Annotated in this window: 9 protein-coding genes and 1 pseudogene; 8 read left to right on the top strand and 2 right to left on the bottom strand. The window is 64.1% G+C overall.

Translation table 11 applies throughout. From position 1 onward, the window contains the following. Positions 1-17: 17 nt before the first annotated feature. Positions 18-1295 carry a 4-aminobutyrate--2-oxoglutarate transaminase gene (locus tag EOA27_RS09260; RefSeq protein ID WP_126079430.1) on the top strand — a complete coding sequence of 426 codons (1278 nt, stop codon included), beginning with the start codon at positions 18-20 and terminating at the stop codon, positions 1293-1295. A 323-nt stretch (positions 1296-1618) separates the two neighbouring features. Here EOA27_RS09260 and EOA27_RS09270 read toward each other — a convergent pair whose 3' ends face one another. Beyond that, the gene (locus EOA27_RS09270) at positions 1619-1876 is read right to left on the bottom strand and encodes a type II toxin-antitoxin system ParD family antitoxin (RefSeq protein WP_126079429.1); all 258 of its coding nucleotides are present in this window, start codon (positions 1874-1876) and stop codon (positions 1619-1621) included. A 119-nt stretch (positions 1877-1995) separates the two neighbouring features. After that, the gene (locus EOA27_RS09275) at positions 1996-3249 is read right to left on the bottom strand and encodes an FAD-dependent oxidoreductase (protein WP_126079428.1); all 1254 of its coding nucleotides are present in this window, start codon (positions 3247-3249) and stop codon (positions 1996-1998) included. 419 nt (positions 3250-3668) lie between these two features. Between EOA27_RS09275 and EOA27_RS09280 the strand changes: the two genes are divergently transcribed. The 7 genes and pseudogenes from EOA27_RS09280 to EOA27_RS42040 form a co-directional block, all read left to right on the top strand. Continuing rightward, entirely contained in the window at positions 3669-4958 is a 1290-nt protein-coding gene (locus tag EOA27_RS09280) for an imelysin family protein (protein WP_127256003.1), read from the top strand. A gap of 60 nt (positions 4959-5018) precedes the next feature. Beyond that, positions 5019-5330 carry a (2Fe-2S)-binding protein gene (locus tag EOA27_RS09285; RefSeq protein ID WP_126079427.1) on the top strand — a complete coding sequence of 104 codons (312 nt, stop codon included), beginning with the start codon at positions 5019-5021 and terminating at the stop codon, positions 5328-5330. Next, positions 5296-5781: a bacterioferritin gene (gene bfr / locus EOA27_RS09290; RefSeq protein WP_040985970.1), complete on the top strand. Its 486-nt coding sequence runs from the start codon at positions 5296-5298 to the stop codon at positions 5779-5781. The genes EOA27_RS09285 and bfr overlap by 35 nt, the downstream gene beginning before the upstream one ends. Positions 5782-5793: 12 nt before the next feature. Next, on the top strand, positions 5794-7395 hold the full coding sequence (locus EOA27_RS09295; RefSeq protein WP_126079426.1) for a di-heme oxidoredictase family protein: 1602 nt from the start codon (positions 5794-5796) through the stop codon (positions 7393-7395). Continuing rightward, the gene (locus EOA27_RS09300) at positions 7395-8489 is read left to right on the top strand and encodes an imelysin family protein (protein ID WP_189343266.1); all 1095 of its coding nucleotides are present in this window, start codon (positions 7395-7397) and stop codon (positions 8487-8489) included. The genes EOA27_RS09295 and EOA27_RS09300 overlap by 1 nt, the downstream gene beginning before the upstream one ends. Before the next feature lie 4 nt (positions 8490-8493). Further along, positions 8494-9600: a DUF1513 domain-containing protein gene (locus EOA27_RS09305; protein WP_127256001.1), complete on the top strand. Its 1107-nt coding sequence runs from the start codon at positions 8494-8496 to the stop codon at positions 9598-9600. Positions 9601-9850: 250 nt separating this feature from the next. Next, positions 9851-9973, top strand: a pseudogene (locus EOA27_RS42040) (tRNA (adenosine(37)-N6)-threonylcarbamoyltransferase complex dimerization subunit type 1 TsaB); the annotation flags it as partial.

Genomic DNA, 9973 nt, shown 5'->3' on the forward strand with positions numbered 1-9973 from the left:
GCCCGATGAGGGACGATATGAAGAATTCAGCCATTTCCGAACGCAAGAACCAGTCGATTTCGCGCGGCGTCGGCATGACGACGCAGATCTACGCCGATCGCGCCGAGAATTCGGAAATCTGGGATGTCGAGGGCCGCCGCTATATCGACTTCTCTTCCGGCATCGCCGTGGTCAACACCGGCCATCGCCACCCGAAGGTGATCGAGGCGGTCAAGGCGCAGCTCGATCGCTTCACCCACACCTGCCACCAGGTGGTGCCCTATGAGAGCTACGTTCATCTCGCCGAGCGGCTGAACGGCCTGTTGCCCGGCAAGTTCGGCAAGAAGACCGTCTTCGTCACCACCGGCGCCGAGGCGGTCGAGAACGCCATCAAGATCGCCCGCAACGCCACCGGCCGCCAGGCGGTCATCGCCTTTTCCGGCGGTTTCCACGGCCGCACCTTCATGGGCATGGCGCTGACCGGCAAGGTCGTGCCCTACAAGGTCGGCTTCGGCGCGATGCCGGCCGATGTCTTCCATGCGCCGTTCCCGGTCGCGCTGCATGGCGTTTCCGTCGCGGATTCACTCGCCGCGCTCGACAAGCTGTTCAAGGCCGATGTCGATCCGAACCGGGTTGCCGCCATCATCGTCGAGCCGGTGCAGGGCGAGGGCGGCTTCTACGAAGCGCCGCGCGACTTCATGGCTGCATTGCGCAAGATCTGCGACCAGCATGGCATCCTGCTCGTCGCCGACGAGGTGCAGACCGGCTTTGCCCGCACCGGCAAGATGTTCGCCATGGACCATCACGACGTGGCGCCCGATCTCACCACCATGGCCAAGAGCCTCGCCGGCGGCTTCCCGCTGTCGGCCGTCACCGGCCGCGCCGAGATTATGGACGCGCCCGGTCCCGGCGGCCTCGGCGGCACCTATGGCGGCAGCCCGATCGGCGTCGCCGCGGCGCACGCCGTGCTCGATGTAATCGAGGAGGAAAAGCTCTGCGACCGCGCCAATGCGCTGGGCGCGCGGCTGAAGCAACGGCTGGAATCGATCCGCGAGGACGTGCCGGAGATCGTCGACATCCGCGGCCCGGGCTTCATGAACGCGGTCGAGTTCAACGACGTGAAGAAAGGCCTGCCGTCGGCCGAATTCGCCAACGCGGTGCGGCTGAAGGCGCTGGACAAGGGCCTCATCCTGCTCACCTGCGGCGTCTACGGCAACGTCATCCGTTTCCTGTCGCCGATCACCATCCAGGACGGCGTCATGACCGAGGCGCTGGATATTCTGGAAAGCTCAATCCGCGACGCGCGGGCTGCCTGATCGCGTGTCAGCTTCAACCATCCTTGGGTATTTTCCCTCCATCGAAAATGCCCTGGATGTCGCGTGAGCCGTGCAGGATGCGCTCAACACGCACGTCGTCATCTTCGACGGTATAAAAGATGACGTATCTCTGGAATGCGACGGAGCGCAGCCCGGGCCAGAGCTCGGAACGGGGAGCGCCACCACGGGGTGCTCCAAGATAGTGTCGCATCGTACTCGAAGAGCCGCTATCAAGCGGCGGGCGGCGGCCGGATCTTCAGCTCGGATGTAATCGCCAATCTCTTCAATGTCCTGCACGGCGGCGGGTGCGAAACTGAGAGCCATTATTTGCGGCTTTCAGCCGCGTATCTTTTCTCCAACCGATCAAAAACGTCGTCGGCTGCAATAGCTTGTCCGCTCTCCACACCCTTGCGGATGTCTTCGCGCAGCGCGGCAAGCTTCGCCTGCCGGTGCTCTTCGCGTTCTTCCAGCAGACGCAGGCTATCGCGCACAACCTCGCTTGCGCTGGCATAGCGGCCACTCTCGACAAGCTCGCGCACGAATGCCTCGTGGCGGGAGCCAATGCTGTAGCTTGCAGGCATGGAACAAATCTTTCGCTTTATCCGATATTATCAATTTATGATAAGTCGGCGGAGCTCGTTTGCCAAGGTTTGGCGTCTTTCGCACTCCAAGCGCTGTTCCCAGCATGTGGATTGAACAGTCAGCCCGTCGCCCTGGTCGGTTCGTCCTCATTGAAGGCCGCAAGCGCGGCCTTCAATGAATCCGGCCCGCCTGCCACCGTCTGCGGCGTCGGCGAGAAACCGGCGCCGAGCATCTTGCGGCCAAGCATGTGGTCCGCGGGGCGATTGACGGATTCGATGCCGAGCAGCCGGCTACCGGCATAATGGTAGATCGAGAACTTGTTGTCGGCGAGATCGCCGAGCACCACGTGGCTGTCCCCGCCTTGCGTCAGCCCCACCATCTGCAGCTTCATGTCGCCGATATCCGACCAGAACCACGGCACGGCGGCGAAGGCCTCCACGTGCCCGAGGATGGTGCGCGCGGCAAGCCTGGCCTGGTCGGTGGCGTTCTGTACCGATTCCAGCCGCACGTCGCCGCCGGTGAACCAGTGCCGGTAGGCGGCGGCGTCGCCGATGGCGAGGATTTCGGGGATCGAGCTCTGCATATGCTGGTCGACGCGGATGCCGTTGCCGATGGCCAGGCCGGCGGTTTCGGCCAGTTCGACATTGGGCACGACGCCGATGCCGATGATCACCATCTGCGCCGGCAGGTGTTCGCCACTTGAGGTGATCGCTGCCGAGACGCGGCCGCTGTCACCCTCCAGCCGGGCAACGGTTGTGCCGGTCAGGATGCGCACGCCGATCGCCTCCAGGCGCTGGCGCACATGTGCGGCGATGATCGGCGCCACGGCGCGGCCGAGCAACCGGTCGACGGCCTCGACGACCGTGACGTTGCGGCCGGCGGCCCTCAGCGTCGCCGCGATCTCCAGCCCGATGAAGCCGCCGCCGAGAATGACCACGTCCTCGCTTTGCGCGCTGAGCTCGCGGATCAGGCGCGCATCGGCCAGCGAGCGCAGCGAGACCACGCCGGCGAGGCCGGCGCCGTCGAGCTTGAGCAGGCGCGGCCGCGAGCCGGTCGCAAGCACCAGCCGGTCGAAGCCGAGCGTTCCACCGCCTGCGAGATTCAACCGGCCCGCGCGGGCATCGATGCTGTCGATGCGCATGCCCGGCCGGTAGTCGATGGTGTTGCCCGTATAAAATGCCTCGCCGCGCAAGGGCTGGGGCTTGGCTTCGGGATCCTTGATAAAGGTCTTGGACAGCGGCGGTTTGTGATAAGGCAGTTCCCGCTCGTCGCCGATCAGGACGACGGGCCCATCATAGCCCTCTTCGCGCAGGCTGGCGGCGGCCTGCACGCCGGCATGGCCCGCACCGACAATCACAACCCCGTTCGTCATCGCAATCCTTTTTTGTTTGCAAATCTAAGCCCTTGCGCCAAGTGGCGATTGTCTGCCGCCGCCGCAAGAGCCGAGGATCGGGTCGCACCCAGAATGGCTGTCTGTCAATCGAGTCAGCGGCAGTGCTGGCTTAAAAGTTGACATTCGTAGTTTAGAATAATTCTAAACTGTTGTTTCAATTGAATTTTTTCCGTCGCGCCAGTTGACTCCCGGCCTCTCCCTCGCTTTATGGAGGACTGCGCGCAAAGCGTATCCCTTTGATGTTTGGGCCTTGAACCCTTTCGATTGGAGGCAAGAGGGTGTCTTTTTATCGCGAACCGCGCATCGGCGCGGCCACCAATTTTCCCGGCATGCTCATGCCTCGGCGTGAGTGGACGCACGCGCCCTTTGCTGAATTTCCATGGAACTGGAGAAAGATGATGACGGCACGTAATGGCGGCAGGCTCGCTGCGATCTGCGCCACGGCTGCGCTGACGGCGGCGGTTTTCGTGTTGCCGGCGAAAGCCGAGACCGACGCCAAAGCGGTGATCAAGACCTTTGCCGACATCGCTCTGGCCAAATACGAGGATTCGCTGATCACCGCGCTGGCGCTGGACAAGGCCGTCGATGCGCTTATCGCCAGCCCCTCCGCCGACACGCTGAACGCCGCGCGCGAAGCCTGGAAGGCGGCGCGCAACCCTTACCAGCAGACCGAGGTCTATCGCTTCGGCAACAAGATCGTCGACGACTGGGAAGGCCGCGTGAATTCCTGGCCGCTGGATGAGGGCCTGATCGACTATGTCGCCAAGAGCTACGGCACCGAGTCGGACGAGAACGCCCTCTACACGGCCAATGTCATCGCCAACAAGGAAATCGAGATCAACGGCAAGAAGGTCGACGCCTCGAAGCTGACGCCGGAATTCCTGTCCGGCACGCTGCAGGAAGCCGGCGGCGTCGAGGCCAATGTCGCGACCGGCTATCACGCGATCGAATTCCTGCTCTGGGGACAGGACCTGCACGGCACCGGTCCGGGCGCCGGCGAGCGGCCCTATACGGATTACGACCTCAAGAACTGCACGGGCGGCAATTGCGACCGCCGCGCCGAATATCTGAAATCGGCGAGCGACCTTCTGGTGTCCGACCTGCAGGAGATGGTCAACAACTGGAAGGAAGACGGCGCCGCGCGCAAGAACCTCACGGACGGTGACGCGAATACCGGCATCTCCACCATCTTCACGGGCATGGGCTCGCTCTCCTACGGCGAACTGGCGGGCGAGCGCATGAAGCTTGGCCTTTTGCTGCACGATCCGGAGGAGGAGCACGACTGCTTCTCCGACAACACCTACAACTCGCATCTCTATGACGCGATCGGCATCCGCGACGCCTACCATGCCAGCTACAAGCGGCTCGACGGTTCCGTGGTTTCGGGTCCGTCGGTGTCCGACATGGTGAAGGCCGCCGATCCGGCGATCGACAAGGAGCTGTCGGGCAAGCTCGACACCACCGTCGCCAAGATGGAGGCCATCAAGGCGCGCGCGTTGGCCGGCGAGGCCTATGACCAGCAGATTGCCGAGGGCAACACCGCAGGCAACGCCACCGTGCAGGCGGCGATCGATGCGCTGATCGACCAGACCAAGTCGATCGAGCGCGCCGTCGGCTCGCTCAAGCTGAACCAGATCGCCTTCGAGGGTTCCGACAGCCTCGACGCACCCGACAAGGTGTTCAAGTAAGTTTAGATCTCGATACCAGCCAAGCGGCGCGGGACCGGCGCCGTCAGCCAGAGCAAGTCAATGCTGATCTGCCATTGCAACATCATCACCGAGAAGGAGATCGAGCAGACGATCATCGGCCTGCTGGATGAGGATCCCTGGCAGTTGATCGTGCCCGCGAAGGTCTACCACGCGATGCGCAAGCGCGGCCGCTGTTGCGGCTGTTTCCCAAATGTGGTGGAAACGATCATTCGGGTCACCGAGAACTACCACGCCCGCTCACAGATGGGCGGCGTGGACATCGTTTCACACCTGGATCGCGTGCGAGGCTTGCGCGGCCAATACGGGAGCAGAACCCATGAAAGGCGAACCGCAGATCATCGAGCGGCTTAATGAAGCTCTGTTTCTGGAGCTTGGGGCCGTCAACCAATACTGGGTGCATTATCGCCTGCTCGAGGATTGGGGCTACACCAAGCTGGCAAAGAAGGAGCGGGCGGAATCGATCGAGGAAATGCATCACGCCGACCGGCTGATCGCGCGCATCATCTTCCTCGAAGGCCACCCGAACCTGCAGTCCGTCGCGCCGCTGCGCATCGGCCAGAACGTCAAGGAAGTGCTCGAATCCGATCTGGCCGGCGAATATGACGCGCGCACCGCCTACAAGCGCTCGCGCGAGATTTGCCACGACGAAGGCGATTTCGTCTCGATGAAGCTGTTCGAGGACCTTTTGACCGACGAGGAAGGCCATATCGACTTCCTGGAAACGCAGCTCGACCTGCTCGCCTCGATCGGCGAGGAAAAGTACGGCCTGCTCAATGCCGACTCGGCCAACGAGGCGGAGTAAGGACATGCGGGAATGCGGCGCCCCGTAGACTTTTCGCGCCGCGCGCGGCCGGCCGCAATCGACGGCCTGCCGCTTCAGAAGACCCCGCGATACCGGACCGGTCGCGGGGCGTCGCTTTTGCTGGCGATCGTGCTTTCCGCACCCACGCTGGCCGGCGAGCCGGCCGCCTTGCCGACGAGCCGCACCGACCTGACGCCGAAGGACCAGGCGCGGGTCCTGGCCGTCACCAGGCCAACGACCGACTTCACCAGGCCTGAGCCGTTCGAGCTGATGCAGGGCGGCGCCGGCACCTCGCGCAAGGACGTCAACCGCGATGCCTTCTCGCAGTCCTCCGCCAACATCACTTTCGAGGAAGAGGGCAATTTCAAGCTCGGCAATGCGCTTTTCCGCAAGAACTGGGTGTCGTCGCCGTCGTCGACCCAGGCTTCCGACGGTCTTGGCCCGCTGTTCAACGAGCGCGCCTGCCAGAACTGCCATTTGAAGGATGGCCGCGGCCGCCCGCCGCAAGGTGATGCCGGATCGACGTCGATGTTCCTCAGGCTCGCGCGCGACGCCAGCAGCGCAGAGGAAAAAGCGGCGCTCGCCGACCACAAGCTGCTGAACTTTCCCGATCCGGTCTATGGCACGCAATTGCAGGATCTGGCAGTTCCGGGCCTCAAGGGCGAAGGCCGTGTGCGCGTCGAGTACTCCGAGGAGAAGGTGATGCTCGGCGACGGCACCGCCGTTGCGCTGCGCAAGCCGCGTTATTCCGTCGAAAATCCCGGCTATGGCCCGCTCGATCCGCGCACCACGCTGTCGCCGCGCCTGACGCCGCCGATGATCGGGCTGGGCCTGATCGAGCAGATCGCGCCAGCCGATATCCTTGCCCATGCCGATCCGGACGATCGCGACGGCGATGGCATTTCGGGCCGGCCGAACATCGTGCGCGACGAGTTGAGTGGTGCGGTGACCCTGGGCCGCTTCGGCTGGAAGGCGCAGACCGCCTCGATCCGCCAGCAGGCGGCCGACGCCTTTGCCGGCGATATCGGCATCTCGACTCCTGAAATGCCGAAGCCTTGGGGTGACTGCACGGTGGCCGAGAAGGATTGCCTGGCCATGCCGAACGGCGTGCAGCAGCGGCTGGGCACGGCCGAAGCCCCGCCGCCGGTGATGGACCTCGTCACCATCTATTCGCAGAATCTGGCCGTGCCGGCACGGCGCGACATCGCCACACCGCAAGTGCTCGACGGAAAGAAGCAGTTCTACGAAATGGGCTGCATCGCCTGCCACACGCCGAAATTCGTGACCATGCGCGGCACGCCCAACAAGGCGCAGGCCTTCCAGCTGATCTGGCCCTATTCCGATTTCCTGCTGCACGACATGGGCGAGGGCCTTGCGGACCGACAACGGGTTGGAGAAGCCACGGGGAGCGAGTGGCGCACCCCGCCGCTATGGGGTATTGGGCTCACCGCGACAGTCAATGGCAATGCCTTTTATCTGCATGACGGCCGCGCCCGCACGCTTGCCGAGGCGATCCTGTGGCATGGCGGCGAGGGGCAGAACGCCCGCGACCGCTTTGCCGGGGCGGCCGCGACCGATCGCGATGCGTTGATCAAATTCCTGGAGTCCCTCTGATGCTAAAACGCGTCGCTCTGATGTCGAAATGCCTGGTCCTTGTTCTTCCTTTCCTTCTGGCCGCTGCCTTGCCGGCATCAGCCGCGGTCAAGGCTTCCGACGTCATCGAGCGCGCGATCGATGGCTTCGTCCGCCCCGCCTATGCCAGTCTTGACGAGCATGCGGCGGGCCTGGCCAGGGCGATGCACCAGCTTTGCGAAGCGCCGTCCGAAATCAATCTCGAAGCGGCGCGCTCGGCGTTTTCCGGCACGGTCGAGGCCTGGTCTGTGGCCGAGATCATCGCCTTCGGGCCGATCAAGGAAAACAACCGGCTGGAGCGTATGCTCTATTGGCCGGACCGCAAGAGCATCGGCCTGAGACAAGTGCAGGCCACGCTCGCATCGAAGGACCCGTCGGCCACCGATCCGGTGCAACTGGCGCAAAAGAGCGTCGCCATGCAGGGCCTCGGCGCGCTCGAATACGTGCTTTATGGCGACGGCGCCGAAACGCTTGCAGGGAAGGACGAGCCCTATCTTTGCGCCTATGGCGAGGCGGTCGCCGGCAACGTCGAAACCATGGCCGGCGAGGTGCGCGATGCCTGGCAAAAGCCCGACGGCTTCGCTTCGCTCTGGGCTCATCCCGGCCCGAAGAACCCGCTCTACCGCGACGGCAACGAAGCGGTGACGGAACTGGTCGGCGTCTTCATCAACGAGCTGGACATGATCCGCGATGTGCGGCTCAAGGGCTTCCTTGGCGCCAAGCCGGACGCCGACAAGCCAAAGCAGGCGATCTACTGGCGCTCGCGGAACACGGCGGCTTCGCTGGCCGGAAATCTCTCCGGCATCGACCAGCTGTTCCAGGCTTCCAAGCTAGGCGATGCGCTGCCCGCCGACGCGCAGTGGATGGCCGAGTCCATCCACATCCAGCTCAGCAACGGCGTGACAACAGCGAAATCGATCCCCGGCCCGATCGACAAGGCGCTCGCCGACCCCGCGCTGCGCGACAAGCTCGAACATTTCGCGCTGATCACCTCGAGCCTGTCGACCTTGATCGGCACCAGGATGACCGCCGAGTTCGGCCTGACCGCCGGCTTCTCGTCGCTGGATGGGGATTGATGCCGTGAGAACTCCCCTCATCGACCGTCGCGACTTCCTGTGCGCCGCGGGCGCTGGCTTCGCCGCCGCCATGGCGCCGCGCGCCTGGGCCGACACGCTGGCGGCGGACGCGGTGTTTGCCACGGCTTTCGTCAAGCGCGACGGCAGTTTTGGCGCCGCCGTGCTGTCCGAGGCCGGCAAGATCCTGCACAGCATCGATCTGCCGGACCGCGGCCACGACGTCGCTTTCGATCCGGTGTCGAAACGCTCGGTCGTTTTTGCCCGGCAGCCCGGCACTTTCGCGGTCGTCTTCGACCATGCCGGCCGCGACAAGCCTTTGACCATTGCCAGCATCGCCGGCCGGCATTTCTTCGGCCATGGCGTGTTCTCGCCCGACGGCGCGCTGCTCTATGCGACCGAAAACGATTTCGACAACGCGGCCGGTGTCGTCGGCGTCTATGACGCGAAGGCCGGGTTCAGTCGCGTCGGTGAGTTCCCGACCTATGGCATGGGCCCTCACGAGCTGCTCCTGCTCGGCGATGGCCGAACGCTGGCTATCGCCAATGGCGGCATCGAAACCCATCCCGACTATGGCCGCGCCGAGCTCAACATCGCGACGATGAAGCCATCCTATACGCTGGTCGACCGCATCACCGGCGACCTGATCGAAAAGCATGAATTGCCGCCGGCGCTTCATCAGCTTTCGATCCGCCATATGGACCGCGACCAGGCGGGCACCGTCTGGTTCGGCTGCCAATATCGCGGGCCGGCGACAGACCGCCCCGCGCTGGTTGGCCGCGCCGCGCGCGGCAAGGAACTCGAACTGGTGGAGATGCCGCAAGACGTGCTCTCCGGCTTCCGCAATTACATTGGCTCGGTCGCCGCCAATGCCGTCACAGGCACGATCGCCGTCACCTCGCCGGAGGGCAATTCGCTGGCTGTCATCGATGCCGCCAGCGGCCGCGTGGTTGCGACCCGGTCTCTGGTGGAGGTCTGGGGGCTTGCGCCTGACGGCAGCGGCTTCATGGCGACGACCGGCGCCGGCGAGATCGTCGGCGGCGCCGGCGCCATCCGTTCCGAGCCGGACTATGTCTGGGACAACCATATGCTGCGCATTGTCGCGACGGCGTGATCGCCGCGCCTGGAGCAATTTCCGGGAAAAGTGTGAGCGGTTAGGTTCGGCGCGTTCGCCGTAACCCTCTGTCCGGAATTGCGTCAAAACAAAGAGATAGGGCGGCCCGCCGTTTCCGTGAAACGGTGAAGCGCTCTAGAAGCAAAGCCGCTTAACATTTCTGCGCCCTGGCCCTTGCGGCGGCGCCCCATGCCGGGCAGAGGGAATTGTGTTTCGATCCGTTCGTTAACCGGCCCATGAAGCTGCCCGTATGAAGTTGCTTGCCATCGACTGCGCCGCCAGTCTCTGCGCCGCCTGCGTTTATGACGCAGACGCGGGGAAGGAGCTTGGCCGCGAGCTGCGCGATCTCGGCAAGGGGCACGCCGAGCATCTG

This window comes from Mesorhizobium sp. M2A.F.Ca.ET.037.01.1.1 (assembly GCF_003998075.1).
GTDB lineage: Bacteria > Pseudomonadota > Alphaproteobacteria > Rhizobiales > Rhizobiaceae > Mesorhizobium.

Bases quoted from the DNA above. Each gene is read 5' to 3' on its own strand.
- EOA27_RS09260 (WP_126079430.1), top strand. From the start codon at position 18: ATGAAGAATTCAGCCATTTCCGAACGCAAGAACCAGTCGATTTCGCGC.
- EOA27_RS09270 (WP_126079429.1), bottom strand. From the start codon at position 1,876: ATGCCTGCAAGCTACAGCATTGGCTCCCGCCACGAGGCATTCGTGCGC.
- EOA27_RS09275 (WP_126079428.1), bottom strand. From the start codon at position 3,249: ATGACGAACGGGGTTGTGATTGTCGGTGCGGGCCATGCCGGCGTGCAG.
- EOA27_RS09280 (WP_127256003.1), top strand. From the start codon at position 3,669: ATGACGGCACGTAATGGCGGCAGGCTCGCTGCGATCTGCGCCACGGCT.
- EOA27_RS09285 (WP_126079427.1), top strand. From the start codon at position 5,019: ATGCTGATCTGCCATTGCAACATCATCACCGAGAAGGAGATCGAGCAG.
- bfr (WP_040985970.1), top strand. From the start codon at position 5,296: ATGAAAGGCGAACCGCAGATCATCGAGCGGCTTAATGAAGCTCTGTTT.
- EOA27_RS09295 (WP_126079426.1), top strand. From the start codon at position 5,794: ATGCGGCGCCCCGTAGACTTTTCGCGCCGCGCGCGGCCGGCCGCAATC.
- EOA27_RS09300 (WP_189343266.1), top strand. From the start codon at position 7,395: ATGCTAAAACGCGTCGCTCTGATGTCGAAATGCCTGGTCCTTGTTCTT.